Raw genomic sequence first — 13945 nt, 5'->3', positions numbered from 1 at the left:
TCGTCAGGTACGGCTGGGGGCGCACCGCGCCGGGCCGGTCGGGGTGCCGTCCACCGTGACCTGGGACCATCCGCTGCTCTGGTACCCCTCGGTTGCCATGATCATGTAGCCCATGGTGGTACCGAGGCGCATCCCGGCTTGCGCCCACGCGTCGAAGTGGTCGCCGGTGTCGATGGTGCCGGCGGAGCGCTTCTGCTGGCGGACGCTGTAGTACCGGTAGTACGGCGTGCTGCCGACGCCGAGTTGCGCGCGGTAGATGTCGTAGGTGCCGCCCTCGCTGACGACGGTGCCCATCGGCGTACCGGTCGGACGGTAGGTGCCCCAGTTCTCCACGATGTAGTACTCGGTCAGCGGGTTGGTCGTGTATCCGAACAGGGCCAGGTACGAGTTGCCGCCCGGGTGGAAGGTGCCGCAGTAGTCGAAGGTCCGCCGGCCGCCGGTCGCCCATGCCTTGCCGCCGAACCAGTTGTTGATGCCGGTCCACCGGGCGCTGTACTGACCCTGCGGGCCCAGGACCATGGTGCTGTCGCCCATGTCCTTCCAGTAGGCGTAGGAGTAGCCGTCGTGGGTGCCGGTCTGGTTGGTGGTGACGACCGGGCGGGTGCCGGCCGCGTCGGCGTGGGCGGTGCTGGCCGGTGCGGTCACCGTGACCGCCAGCAGGGCGGCGCAGGCGGTGCTGACCAGCAGTCTGATCCGGCCGCGCCGCCTGCGGGTCGAGCTGGCACCGGGTGTTTCGTCCATCATGTCACCGTCTTCCGCTTGATCTGGCCAGGACTGCGGGAGCTATAAATCGACGTACATCGATTACTGTGGCGCAAGTCACAGCCGGGTGTCGGCGGGATGTCAATGGTCGGCTAGGTACCTGCCGGGGCGGGAATCGAGGCGGGGCCGGGTCCCGACCGGGCAGCCGGCACCGGGTCGACCAGTGCGCCGTCACGCAACGACACCGCCCGGTCGGCCAGCTCGATTAGCTCCGGATCGTGCGTGGCGACCACCGCGGACATGCCACGGGCCCGTACCAACGACCGGATCAGGTCCATGATCGACCGGCCCGTCTCGGAGTCGAGCTGGGCGGTCGGCTCGTCGGCGATCAGCAACGGCGGGTCGTTGGCGAGCGCGCGGGCGATCGCCACCCGCTGCTGCTGACCGCCGGACAGCTCGTACGGTCGCTGTCTCGCCTGGCCGCCGAGGCCGACCAGCTCCAGCAGCAGCGCGACCCGCTGTTCGCGTTCGGCGTACGGCACCTTCGCCAGTCGCAGCGGCACCCCGACGTTCTCCGCCGCCGACAGGATCGGGATCAGCCCGAACGACTGGAACACGAAGCCGATGGTCGACCGGCGCAACTCCATCAGCTGTGCCTCGGTGGCGGCGGACACCTCGCGGCCGGCGACCCACACCGTACCGGCGGTCGGCTGGTCCAGCCCGCCGATCAGGTTCAGCAGGGTGGTCTTGCCGGCCCCGGACCGGCCCTGTACGGCGACCAGCTCGCCCCGGCCCACCCGCAGCGATACGTCCCGCAACGCGTGCACCACCCGGCCACCGCCGTGGAAGTCGCGACTCACGCCGTCGACCCGGACCATCTCGTCGCTCACCGTCGCTCCTCCGTCGCGTCCGTGTCACCGGAGCGGCCCTCGACGTCACCGGAGCGGACCTCGACATGGTCGGGTTCCAGGTTCAGTCGTACCCGGTCCCGCAGGGACAGCGCGTCGACGAACGCGGCCGGCAACTGCAGCCGTCCACTGCGGTCCAGTACGGCGTACTCCTCGGTGACGGTCTCGGTGACCCCGTCGCGCCCGATGCGGGCGGACCTGCGTACCTCGGAGGCTGTCCGGCCATCGCGGATCGCGACGGTCCGGCGGACCTGGCCGGCGACGGCGCGGTCATGGGTGACCACGACGATGGTGACCCCCAGTTCGGCGTTGATCGTCCGCAACGCGGCGAAGACCTCCCCGGCGGTGGCCTCGTCCAGCTCGCCGGTCGGCTCGTCGGCGAAGAGCACCTCCGGGTCGTTGGCCACGGCCACCGCCACCGCGCAGCGTTGCTGCTCGCCTCCGCTGAGCTGGTCCGGCCGTCGCTCCGCGCAGTCGGCGATCCCGACCAGCTCCAGCAGCTCACCGGCCCTGGTCCGGGCGGCCCGCCCCCGCGCGTGACCGGCCAACGTCATCGGCAGCGCGACGTTCTCCTGGGCGGTCAGGTACGGCAGCAGGTTGCGGCTGGTCTGCTGCCAGACGAACCCGACGGTGCGCCGTCGGTACCTCAGCCGGGTGGCCGCCGACATTCCGAGCAGGTTCACCCCGGCGACCCGGGCCACCCCGGCGGTCGGTGTGTCCAACCCGGACAGAATGTTCAACAGCGTCGACTTGCCTGAGCCGGAGGCGCCGACGATGGCGAGCAGTTCGCCGCGCTCGACGGACAGGTCCAGGCCCTGCAGGGCGACGACCTCGATCCCGTCGGCCTTGAAGATGCGGACCAGGCCCTCGCAGACGATGTGCCCGTCGAGCCGGTCCATCCCGCCGGCCCGGACTGCGGCCCGCTCGGCGGCCCTTCGCTGCAACTGTGCCAGGTCCGGCGTTTCGGTCGTGGTCAACGGTCGTCTCCTCCCACCCGCAGCACCCGCCCGAGTCGGGCGCTGCGGTGCACCAGATTGTCGATCACCAGGGCCGCGGTGAGCCCGACGGTCACGCTCGCCAGCACGCCGACGATCACCACCGGATCGAAGCGCGGCGGCGCGGCCACCCCGGCGGTGAACGCCGCCAGGCCCAGGACCGGATCGAGCAGGCGGGGCAGGACCACCCCGACCGCGCCGCCGGCTACCACCGCCGCGCCCACGACCGGTACGAGTTCGTATACCAGCAGCAGCTGCCCCTGCCGGCGGGACAGCCCCATCGTGCGCAGCCGGGACAGCGCCCGCCCCCGGGTCGTCGACCCGGCGAGCACCGCCAACCCGACGGTGACCAGCGCCAGCACCACCGCGCCGACGGTGCCCAGCGTGAAGACCAAGCTGAGCAGTTCGTTCGCGCCGGTGCGTTCCAACGCCTGACGGTGTGCCGACCAGGTGGTGAGCGTGGCCGGCTGGGGCAGATCGTCGGGCGCGGTGCCCACCACCTCGGCGATCCGCTGCCGCTGTCCGGCGTCGGCGAGCGCGACCACCGCGGCCGGGTCGAAACCGTCACCGGCCAGCAGATATCGTTGCGGCACGACCGGCTGGTACGGCGGCACCGTCAGCGCCTGCATCGGCAGCACGACGAACCCACGGGCATCCACCGGCAGCCCCGCGAAGCCGTCGGCGACGGCCGCCACCGAGAAACCGCGCCGACGCCCCTGCACGTCGACCAGAACCTCCGTGGTGCCGTCGGGCAGATCCTCGGCCAGCAGCCGCGCGATGTCCGGTGAGACGACCGCCGGCACCGGGCCGCCGGCCGGGTCCGCCACGGCGTCGCGCAGTACGGCCGGCAGGTCGAGCCGGACCCCGCTGACCTCGGCCACCTCCGCCAGGGCGGGTACGTCGACCACCAGCACCTGGGCCTGGCCCAGTTCCTGGGCCGAGGCGCCGACGGCGGCGACGAGTTGCCGGTTCGTCGCCAGCACCGCCGGCGCGACCGCCGCCACCCCGGGCAGCGCGGCGAGTTCGTCGCCGGTGTCCACGGCGAAGCCGAAGCCGGTGACCACGGCGTCCCCGGCGACCTCCCGGTCGCTGACCCGGTCCCGGGTGTCGGTGATGGTGGTCGCCACCACCGCGCTGAACAGACCGACACTCACGGCGGTCACCAGCACGGCCAACGGACCAGGAGTGACCGGCGCGCCACGCCCGGCGCGGGCCAGGCCGAGGAAGAACACTGCTCCCCGGGTGCGGGCGGCGAGCCGGTCCAGCTGCCGTAGCGGCCACGGGAGCGTCCGCAGGGTGACCAGCGCCGCGCCGACCGCGAGCAGCACCGGTACCGAGACCAGGAACGGGTCGACGCCGCCGTCGGTGGCCTCGAGGCCACGCCGCCGCAGTAGCCACAGTCCGCCGACGGCCACCAGCACCACGCTCAGTTCGGCGGTGAGCCGACCTGGCGAGGACCGCCGCCGGGCAAGGTCGCCCCGGTCCGCGTCGACCGCCGACGGCGTACCGCCGTGTCGGACCGTGCCGGCGGCGGCCGTCGTACGCGCGGCCAGCAGTGCCGGCACGGCTGCGGTGGTGAGCGCCGCGACGACCAGCAGCAGCGGAAGCTCGTCGGCGCCGGGGCGGCCCGGCACGGCCGAGCCGAGCAGCCAGCCGGCGACGACCGCGGCCGGTGCCACCATGACGGACTCGACGAGGACGTACCGGCCGAGGGCCGGCACCGCAGCGCCCCGGGCCCGCAGCAGCGACAGTTCGTCGGCGCGGCGGCGCAGTTGCAGGCCGGCGGCCAGCCAGATCAGTCCGAACAGGCAGGCGAACAACCCGGCGCCGACGATGGCCAGCAGCGCCCGCGCGGCGCGGACCTGCCCGTCGAAATCGGCCAGTACGGTGTCGAGCGAACTGGTCAGCGTGGTCCCGTCCGGCGGAGTTCGGCGGGCGGCGGCCGCCGCACTGGCGAGCGGCCCGGTGTGCGTGGCGTCGATCCGGTCGGTCGCGATCCGGTACCGCCACTCGTACCGGACGATGCCCAGCGTGCGGGCGGCGGCGTCGAGCCCGGTCCAGTCGGTCACCGCCGCCAGGTACCAGGGGTCCCGGTCGAGGACCGGGCGCAGCGGTGCCAACGCGTAGGTGAGGTCGTCCCAGACCGGGTCGGCGGCGTCCAGCGGCTCGAACAGCCCGACAAGTTCCAGCCGGGCCGTGTTGTTGCCCGCTCCGCCGGAGATCTGCAGCACGTCGCCGATCCGCAGGGACAGTGTCCCGGCCGCCTGCCGGGAGATGGTGATCTGGGTGGGCGCGGCATCACCTGCCGCGCCGGCGTCACCCGGGGACGCCGGCCACGCGCCGGCGACCAGCCGCGACGCCTCCCGCACACCGGTCTGGGCGCGGAGCCCGAACACCGGCGGCGGGTTGCGCTGGAACGGTGGTGCGTCCGCGCGGGCGTCGACGCCGTCCGGGCCGATCGCGGCGGCGTACCAGGCGGATCCGACCAGCTGCGGGACCGGCTGCGGCAGTTGGTCGCGCAGCGTACCGGTCCGCCGCTGCCCGGCGGCGGAGTCGACCGGTGGGGTGACGATTCCCGGGCCGGGGGCGATGGTCGGCCGTTCGGTGAGGACGAGGTCACGGGCCAGGTGTGGCATCGCGGACAGGTGCGGCCGCAGCGCCTGGTCGACGGCGGTGTTGGCCGCCCGTGGCACCGCCGTCACCATCGTGGCCGCCACCGTGCCCAGCGCCGCGAGCAGCGCGATGTGACCGGCGTACGCGCGGAGCCGGCGGCCGAGGGCGCTCACCGGTCGCCACCCGCGTTCAGGAGCGAGACGTCGATCCGGTCGCGGAGCCCGGCGGTGACCAGCAGACCCGTCGCCGACGCCAGCACGAGCAGTCCGACGGCGGTCGCGGTCACCGGCAACCAGGGCACCGCAAGCACCGGCTCCGGTATCGGACGGTCAGCCGCCGGGGTGAGGATCACCAGTGGTGCCGTCGTCGCCGCGACGGCCAGGCCGACCACGACGCCCACCAGCACCCCCATCGCGGCGAGGAACGTCTGTTCGGCCAGCAGCGCGCGGGCCAGCATCCGACGGCCGGCTCCGAGGGTACGCAGGACCGCCAGCTCGGCCAGGCGCCGGCGGGCGGTGGCCCGCAGGTCCACGGCCAGGCCGATGCCGGCCAGCCCGAGTGCGCCGAGCGCGGCGGCGAACAACGCCGACTGGGCACCGACCCGGTACGGGTCGTCGGCGAGGTCGTCGGCGACGGACCGCCGGTCGAGCACCTGCAGTCCGCCGAGGGCTCTGGCCGCAGCGGTCACCTGGTCGGCGGGCTGCGACCCGGTCCGCACCCACCACTCCTGCGGGTGTCGCACCACGCCATGTCCATGGAACAGCCGGGCTGCCAGGGCGGGCAGATCGGCCAGTACGGCGGCGGGTGCGGTGTCACCCGGCAGCGCCTGCACGACGCCGGTGATCCGGACCGGCACCTGTGCACTGGCCAGGAACAGCCGGGTGTCGTCGCCCACGGTCAGGTCGAGTGCGGTCAACGTGGCCGGGGTCGCCAGCACCGGTACCGGCTGCGGCGGCAGCGCACGGGCCACCCCGATCCGGATGGGTACGGCCCGCCACGTCGAGCTCACCGTGCTCCGCGACTGGTAGTCGGCGGTCAGGGCGTCGCCGGTGGACCGGACCGGCTGTGCCTCCGCCCCGGCGTCGACGACCTGCCAGTCCGTGTCGGCCAGCGGCAGCGGTACGCCGTCGGCGGGTCCCGCTGCGGACACCGCCCGCAGTTGGGCCAGCCGCCAGGTCAGTACGGTGCCAGGCACGCCTTCGCCACTGGCCTGGAAACCCGCCAGGCTGACCGGGCCGGCGTCGGTGGGCACCTCCACGGCGAAGCGCAGCGGGGCCCGGTCGGCGCTGACGCCGAGCAGGATCCGGCGGTATCCGGCGGCGGTGGCGAACACCGCGTAGCTGCGGATCCGCGTTGGCCGGTCATCGTCGGTCTCGGTACGCAGCGTGGTGTCGATCCGGCCGGTCAGCCGGACCGCGTCGGCGGGCAGTTCCGTCACCGGCGCGACGGCCCGGTCGTCGGTCACCCCGCTCAGCAGCGCGGCGGCGGAGCCACCGGCGAGGTCGTCGCGCACCCGCAGCACCCCGGCGGCCGCCCGGGTGTCGATGGCGACCAGCGACGCCGCGGCGGCGACGGGACCGAGCCGCAGGGTGTCCCGCCAGGTGGGCAGTACGGTCGGCTCGCCGGGCAGGTCGGCGAGCTGCCCGAGCCGACCCTCCGGCGGGAAACCCGCAGTCTCGACCAGCCGCAGGTCGGCACCGACCAGATGGTCTGCCTGATCGGCCAGGGACCGTCCGGCGGTGCTCGACAGACTCCAGGCCAACGTGCTGACCGCGACGGCCAGGGCGAGCAGCAGCACCGGCCCGGCGTGCGGTCGGCGGCTGGCCTGCCAGGTGCCGAGCAGCGCGGCCGGCCAGCTCCGTCGGTCGAGCAGTCGTTCGGCGAGCCGGGCGGCGACCGGGAGCAGCCGCAGCGCCAGTACGGTCCCGGCGAGCACCGCGAGCGTCGGTGTGGCGGCCAGCAGCGGGTCGATGCCGAGGCCGGCGCCGGTCGCGGTCAGCGGGGACGCGTACTGGCGTAGTTGCAGCCAGGCCAGCACGGCGAGGCCGACGAGGGCGAGGTCCGCGCCGGCTCGTTGCAGGACCGCCCGTCGGGGCCGGGAATGTGCTGCCAGCTCACTGGTGTACGTGCCGCCGCCGCGCAGCGCCGGTGCGACGATCGCGAGGATGCAGCCCGCCGCCGCCGACCCGGCGACCAGCCAGGTGGCGCCGTCCAACTGAGGCTGGACCCGCAGGCCGACGGCGGTGACGGCGGGCAGCCGACCGGCGTACCCGACGATCATGACCGCGACGGGGGGCGCGATCAGCGCGGCCGGCAGCACGACCAAAGCCGCCTCGTGCAGCGCCATGCCGGCCAGCCGGCCGGGTCCACAACCCCGGGCACGCAGCAACGCCGTCTCGTCGCGCCGGCGCGCGACGAGCAGCAGGGCGACGAGCAGCAGGGTGTAGCCGGCGAGCATGGCCACCAGCAGCACCGGCGTCACCAACGCCGACGCACCGACCAGTCTCGCCCGGTGCAGTCGGTCGATGAGCCGAGGCAGGTCGGTGTCGACTGACGCCGCGGAGCCGAGTCCGGTGATCTCCGGTAGCTCCTGCGGCAGTTCGACCGCAGCGGCCCGTAGCTGGCGGAGGTCGGCGTTGGCCAGCCCGGTCAGGTCCGGGTCGATCAGCCAGGCTGCCGACGCGCTGGCGGCGAAGTGGGTGTCGAAGTCGGTACGGTGCACGACCAGCGGACCGTAGGTGCTGCCCACGGACTGTGCGGTGGCCTCGGCGCCAGTGACCGCGTCGGGTGCCAGCCGCCAGAAGGTGTCCTGTGGGTCGACCGCCCGCCAGACCCCGGTGACCTGCAGGTCAGTGGTGCGGCCGGTGAGCCGGTCCAGGACCGAGACCCGGTCTGACACCTCGATTCCGAGCAGGTCGGCGGTGGGCTCGGCGAGCGTGGTCTGGATCAGGGCGCCGTCGCCGGCGGCTGATCCTGCCGGCCAGGCCCCGGCGACGAGCGCGGCGTGCGTGGTCAGATCGTCGAGGAAGCCCACGGAGGCGTAGACGACGTCGTCGGCGTCCGGGGTGGCCTCACCGGTCGGGCTGGTGAACTGGCGTCCGGTGGCGTAGCCGGCGGCGGTCACCACCGTGGGCCGGCCACCGACCCCGTCGGCCATGGCCGCCCGGAGGGCGGCGTCGCGCTGGGCGAGCTCGGTCGTCGACCGGCCGGCCGGTCCCCGTACCAGGATCGAGCGCTCCCGGGCCGGGGCGGAGTCGACGGCGGTGCGGGTGCCGGCGTCGACCACCTGCCGGCCGTACCCGGTCAGACCGGTCAGCGCGACGATGGCGAGCGACGCCGCTGCGGCCGCCGCGAGCAACAACCCCGTTGCTGCCCGGGCCCGCCGGTGGACCAGTCCCATCGATCCTCGCTCGGTGTCGGCGGCGGACCTTCGCCGGCGGCCGTCGTCGGCGCCGGTGCCCGCGACAGGGCATCCGCACTCCCTTTCTTGATGCGGTGAGTGGGACCGAGGGTTCGCGTGGATCGTCCCCGTGACGTGACCATGCTCGGATCGTGACCCGACCTCGTCTGAACCGAGATCGACTCGTTGCCGAATGCGTGCGGCGGTATCGCGGGTGCCGGGTGCCGGGTGCCGGGTGCCGGGTGCCGGGTGTCCGCGACGCGATCCGGCCCAGGACGCAGCGGTCCTGGGCCGGGGTGGTGCCGGGTGTCGGTCAGACGATGTTGATGTCGCTGCACCACATGTACGCCTGGTCCATGTGCGACGCCTTCCAGATCACGAAGAGGACGTGGTTTCCGGAGCGCCCGCTGGGGACGGAGACGTTGAACGAGATGTTCTGCGACGGCGCGTAGCGGCCCGTCGTCGCGATCAGGTCGAGGTTGCCCCACCCGACCCGCTGGGTGGCCGGGTTGAACCCCTGCTTGGTGACGTAGGCCCGGAAGTAGTCGGCACCATGGCTGGCCTGGTCGTAGAGCTGAACCGTGAAGTTACGGCCGACGGTGGTCGTCCGCCACGCTCCGGGCTGGTTCAGGCTGTCGTTGCGGGAGAGGGCGTTGCTGCACAGTTGCCCGTCCGGGGTGCGGGCCTGGTACTGGCCGCCGAGGCCGTCGCGCAGCGCGCTCATCCAGTTCCACATGGTGTCGGGGTTGGCCTGGAACGCGCGATAGCACATCGGGTCCTGCTGCTGCATCGCCGGGTTGGTGTGCTGGTTGCCCCAGCTCTTCCAGCACTGGTAGGCGCGGCTTGCCGGGTTGATGATCGTGCCGTGGGCCTGGGCCGCGCCGGTCCAGGGCAGCATGGCGACCATCAGGGCCGACACGAGGACGAGGACTCGCAGGGACTTGCGGGCGGGGGTCCGGGTGGGTCCGTCGGACCGGTCGGACGTGAGTAGACGCACTGTGGATCCTCCGTTTCTCGGAGCGAGATCGGGCGGGAGCGCTCCCAGCAAACTATGACATCCAGGGATTCAAATATCAATGATCATCTATGTCTAATCTTGGCGGGTTCGCCCGGTCGGTGGACGGGTGTGTTGCGGCCCGCCGGTGAGGGTCGGCGCCCGTACCGGTGGACCAGGTCAGATCCCGGCTGCGGCGTCGTAGCGACGGCGGAGGTCGGCGGCCTCGGAGTCGGTCAGTGCCTCCGCGATCGCCAGCTCCGCGTACTTGTCCGGGAACATCTGCCGCAGCCGGTCGACGAACATGACGTCGGCGGTGGCCTCGACCACCTCGATGCCCGGTGGCTCGGTGGACATGTCCAGAATCAGCGGACCGGCCAGCTTGACCGCCACGTCCCAGGGTCGCTGCGGTTCGGCCACCCCGCAGAGGTGGAAGCCGTAGACCGTCCGCACCTCGGCGAGCGCGGTGACGTCGGCCGGCTCGTAGCCGTAGATGCGGACTCCGCAGATCACCGTCTGCTGCTGGGTGGCGGCCGCCAGCTCGACCGTGTGGCCGGCGTGGTTGTGCTGCTGCGGGTCGGCCTGCTCGAGCAGGACGCGCATCCGGGTTTCGAGCTGGCCGACCAGATCCGCCGGTGCCGCGTTCCGGTCGGCGCCGCCGGTCAACGTGACCGCCCCGGTCGCCGTCGCCAGCAGGATCGCCGCCACCCACACCACGCGGTTGCGGTACCACCCCGCGAAGATCTTCTGGAAAGCCATCGGTTGCTCCTCACCCTGGTAGCCGGTCGTGGTGCGGTGATGAACTGCGTCGGTGTCGTGGCGCCGGGCCGTCGAGGTGCGCGGTACAGCCGTGCGGCGCTTCGGGAGTGCTGCCGTCTCGCGCCACGTCGGTGAGTGCGCGTCCGCGCCACTGGATCGCCACCGAGCCCTGGGCTGCTCCCGAGCCTGCCGTCGCTCAACGCGGTTGCCCCCGCGCTGCGGCGATATGAGCCATTTCAGCATGCCTCGGCCCACCCCGCAACATCGATGATTGTCGACATCTGACGAACCTGATGCGAGCCGTCGATAGTAGACTCGTTTGCCCGTCGACGGCGTACGCGTGGCTGAGTGAGGCGTCAGTCATCGAGCGTTGCTACATTGATGAAGATCGCTCGATCTGAGAGGTGTGCCCATGAAACTCAGATCCGTGGTCGGTGCCGTCCTGGCCGCAGCGCTGGCGGCGACCGGGCTCGCCGCAGTGGCGACGGCCGCCACCGTGCCCGCCGCCGACCGCGCCACCGGCCTGCTCGCCCTCGGCGACTTCGACTTCTCCCGGCCCGAGGTGGTCGCGACCGGCCTGACGGTGCCCTGGGGGATGGACTTCCTGCCGGACGGCAGTGCGTTGGTCGCCCAACGCGGCACCGGCCAGGTGGTCCGGGTCAGGCCCGGCGCGCAGCCGCAGCCGGTCGTGACGATCTCCGGCATCACGCCGGTCAGTGAGGGCGGACTGCTCGGTCTCGCCGTCTCGCCGACCTTCGCGCAGGACGACTACGTCTACGTCTACTTCACCACGGCCACCGACAACCGGATCGCCCGGTTCCGGCTCAGCGCCCCGCAGAACCAGCAGCCGATCCTGACCGGGCTCGCCCGGGCGACCATCCACAACGGCGGCCGCATCGCGTTCGGCCCGGACGGAATGCTCTACGCCGGGGTGGGCGACGCCGGTCAGACGGCCTCCGCGCAGAACCCGCAGAGCCGCAACGGCAAGATCCTGCGGATGCGCCCCGACGGTACGGTCCCGGCGGACAATCCGACGCCGGGCTCGCTGGTCTACAGCCTGGGGCACCGCCACGTGCAGGGACTAGCGTGGGACGCGCAGGGTCGGCTGTACGCCACCGAGTTCGGACAGAACACCTGGGACGAGGTGAACCTGATCGTCGCGGGCGGCAACTACGGCTGGCCGACCGTCGAGGGCCGGGCCAACGATCCCCGGTTCCGGGACCCGTTGCTGGTCTGGACCCCGGCCGAGGCGTCGCCCAGCGGCGCCGCGATCGCCGGGAACCGGCTGTACGTGGCCGCACTGCGCGGCAACCGGCTGTGGAACGTACCGCTCGACGCCGCCGGCGGGGTCGGCACCCCGACCCCGGAGCTGGTCGGTGCCTACGGTCGGCTGCGCACCGTCGAGTACGGTCCGGACGGCTGGCTCTGGGTGACGACCAGCAACCGCGACGGCCGGGGGACGCCAGCGGCCACCGACGACCGGATCCTGCGGTTCCCGCCCGCCGACGCCCCACCCACCACCGCGCCGCCGACGACGGCTCCGCCCACGACGGCTCCGCCGACCACCGCACCGCCCACGACCGCACCGCCGGCCAGTGGGTGCAGCGTGTCCTGGCAGGTCAACCAGTGGGGCAACGGCTTCACGGCCGACGTGCGCGTCACCAACCGGGGCGCGTCGGTCACCGGCTGGACGCTGACCTGGACGTTCCCCGGCAACCAGCAGATCACCAACGGGTGGAACGCGCAGGTCAGCCAGTCCGGCCAGCGGGTGACGGCGCGCAACGCCGCGTGGAACGGCAACCTGCCGGCGAACGGTACGGTGAGCTTCGGCTTCCAGGCGACGTACAGCGCGAGCAACCCGCGTCCGTCGGACTTCCAACTCAACGGTGCCCCCTGCCAGGTCGGCTGACCCGAGGTGCCAAGTATCGGTCTGGTCGGATCATGGCTACCGCCCCGACCAGGCCGAACTTAGTTGATATCTTGACGTTAATCGATGTCGACGCTACCTTTCCGGTACGTCCGGGCATGGCGTCACCACGCCGGTCGACCGCGCGGTGACACAGACCGGAAGGAAGCCGTACCGATGCATCGACCGCACCCACCCCGGCGCCGCCACGCCCGGCTGACCGGCGCTCTGGCGGCGCTGGCGGCGACCCTGACCGGCGCCGTCCTCGTCGCGCCCGTCGTCGCCGCGCCGGCCGCGTACGCCGCGACCGTCGACACCTCGACCTGGTACGTCCTGCTCGCGCGGCACAGCGGCAAGGCACTCGACCTCTACGACCTCGCCACCACCGACGACGCCCCGATCGTGCAGTGGGCCCGCAACGACGGTGCCTGGCAGCAGTGGCGGTTCGTCGACTCCGGCGACGGCCACTACCGGCTGCGGTCCCGGCACAGCGGCAAGGTGCTCGACATCCGTGGCTCCTCGACCGCCGACGGCGCACAGGTGGTCCAGTGGGCGGACCTGAACCGGGCCAGTCAGCAGTTCCGGCTCGCCGACTCGGCCGGCGGGCACGTCCGGCTGATCAACCGGCACAGCGGCAAGGCACTGGACGTCTGGGAACGCTCGACCTCCGACGGTGCGCGGGTCAGCCAGTGGACCGACTGGGACGGCCAGAACCAGCAGTGGCAACTGGTGCCGGTCGGCACCGTCGACGGACCGACCCCGCCACCGGCCACGTCGCCGCCAGGGACCTACCCGGCCCCGATGCGGGTGGCCGGCGACATCGGCGTGCACGACCCGACGGTGGTACGCCGCCCGAACGGTGGCTACCTGCTGGCCCACACCGGCAACGACATCGCGCTGAAGACCTCCACCGACCGGGTGACCTTCCGCGACGCCGGAGCGGTGTTCCCCGGCGGCGCGCCGTGGACCACCCCGTACACCGGTGGTAGCCGCAACCTCTGGGCTCCGCACCTGACGTACCGCAACAACCAGTACCACCTCTACTACTCGGCCTCCACGTTCGGCTCGAACCGGTCGGCGATCTTCCTGGCCACCAGCCCCACCGGGACGTCCGGCAGCTGGACCGACCGGGGACTCGTGATCGAGTCCCGGACCAGTGACGACTTCAACGCGATCGACCCGCACCTGACCGTCGACGATCAGGGCCGCTGGTGGTTGAGCTTCGGATCCTTCTGGTCCGGCATCAAGATGGTCGCCATCGACCCGGCGACCGGCCGACGCGCCGACGCGACGGTGCGCGCCCTCGCCGGCCGGGGCGGGGCCGCGATCGAGGCACCCACGCTGATCCGCCGAGGTGCCTACTACTACCTGTTCGTCTCGTTCGACCGGTGCTGCCAGGGCGCGGCCAGTACCTACCGGGTGATGGTCGGGCGCTCCACCAGCGTCACCGGACCGTTCGTCGACCGCTCCGGCGCCCCGATGACCGCTGGCGGCGGCACCCAGATCCTGGCCGGACACGGCGCGATCAACGGCCCCGGGCACCAGGACGTGCTGACCGACGCCGACGGTGACTACCTCGTCTACCACTACTACGCCGACAACGGGGCCGCCCTGCTCGGCATCAACCGGCTCGGCTACGACGCGGCGGGCTGGCCGTACCTCCACTGA

General features: G+C 72.7%; 9 protein-coding genes. 2 read left to right on the top strand and 7 right to left on the bottom strand.

From position 1 onward, the window contains the following. Positions 1 to 3: 3 nt before the first annotated feature. From ACN28F_RS05200 to ACN28F_RS05170, 7 genes are all read right to left on the bottom strand, one after another. Positions 4 to 741: a glycoside hydrolase family 11 protein gene (locus ACN28F_RS05200; protein ID WP_421357125.1), complete on the bottom strand. Its 738-nt coding sequence runs from the start codon at positions 739 to 741 to the stop codon at positions 4 to 6. 113 nt (positions 742 to 854) lie between these two features. Further along, complete coding sequence (locus ACN28F_RS05195) at positions 855 to 1580, bottom strand: ABC transporter ATP-binding protein (protein WP_421361268.1); 726 nt, start codon at positions 1578 to 1580, stop codon at positions 855 to 857. Between the two features lie 8 nt (positions 1581 to 1588). Continuing rightward, positions 1589 to 2509 (bottom strand): ABC transporter ATP-binding protein, encoded by a 921-nt coding sequence (locus tag ACN28F_RS05190; RefSeq protein WP_421361266.1) that lies wholly within the window; start codon positions 2507 to 2509, stop codon positions 1589 to 1591. A gap of 74 nt (positions 2510 to 2583) precedes the next feature. Next, the gene (locus ACN28F_RS05185) at positions 2584 to 5391 is read right to left on the bottom strand and encodes an ABC transporter permease (RefSeq protein WP_421357124.1); all 2808 of its coding nucleotides are present in this window, start codon (positions 5389 to 5391) and stop codon (positions 2584 to 2586) included. After that, the gene (locus ACN28F_RS05180; protein WP_421357123.1) at positions 5388 to 8618 is read right to left on the bottom strand and encodes an FtsX-like permease family protein; all 3231 of its coding nucleotides are present in this window, start codon (positions 8616 to 8618) and stop codon (positions 5388 to 5390) included. The genes ACN28F_RS05185 and ACN28F_RS05180 overlap by 4 nt, the downstream gene beginning before the upstream one ends. Before the next feature lie 313 nt (positions 8619 to 8931). Continuing rightward, positions 8932 to 9615 (bottom strand): lytic polysaccharide monooxygenase auxiliary activity family 9 protein, encoded by a 684-nt coding sequence (locus ACN28F_RS05175; RefSeq protein ID WP_289206957.1) that lies wholly within the window; start codon positions 9613 to 9615, stop codon positions 8932 to 8934. A gap of 177 nt (positions 9616 to 9792) precedes the next feature. Further along, positions 9793 to 10371 carry a hypothetical protein gene (locus ACN28F_RS05170; protein ID WP_289206956.1) on the bottom strand — a complete coding sequence of 193 codons (579 nt, stop codon included), beginning with the start codon at positions 10369 to 10371 and terminating at the stop codon, positions 9793 to 9795. 412 nt (positions 10372 to 10783) lie between these two features. On the opposite strand from ACN28F_RS05170, the gene ACN28F_RS05165 reads away from it, so the two are divergent. Together ACN28F_RS05165 and ACN28F_RS05160 are read left to right on the top strand one after the other, a co-directional pair. Beyond that, positions 10784 to 12280: a PQQ-dependent sugar dehydrogenase gene (locus tag ACN28F_RS05165; RefSeq protein WP_289206955.1), complete on the top strand. Its 1497-nt coding sequence runs from the start codon at positions 10784 to 10786 to the stop codon at positions 12278 to 12280. Between the two features lie 174 nt (positions 12281 to 12454). Next, positions 12455 to 13945, top strand: a complete 1491-nt coding sequence (locus tag ACN28F_RS05160; protein ID WP_421357122.1) for a family 43 glycosylhydrolase — start codon at positions 12455 to 12457, stop codon at positions 13943 to 13945.

Origin of the sequence: Solwaraspora sp. WMMA2101 (assembly GCF_049179175.1) — a bacterium.
GTDB lineage: Bacteria > Actinomycetota > Actinomycetes > Mycobacteriales > Micromonosporaceae > Micromonospora_E.
The sequence above is the reverse complement of the archived record's forward strand: the minus strand, read 5'-3'. Positions and strand labels throughout refer to the sequence as shown.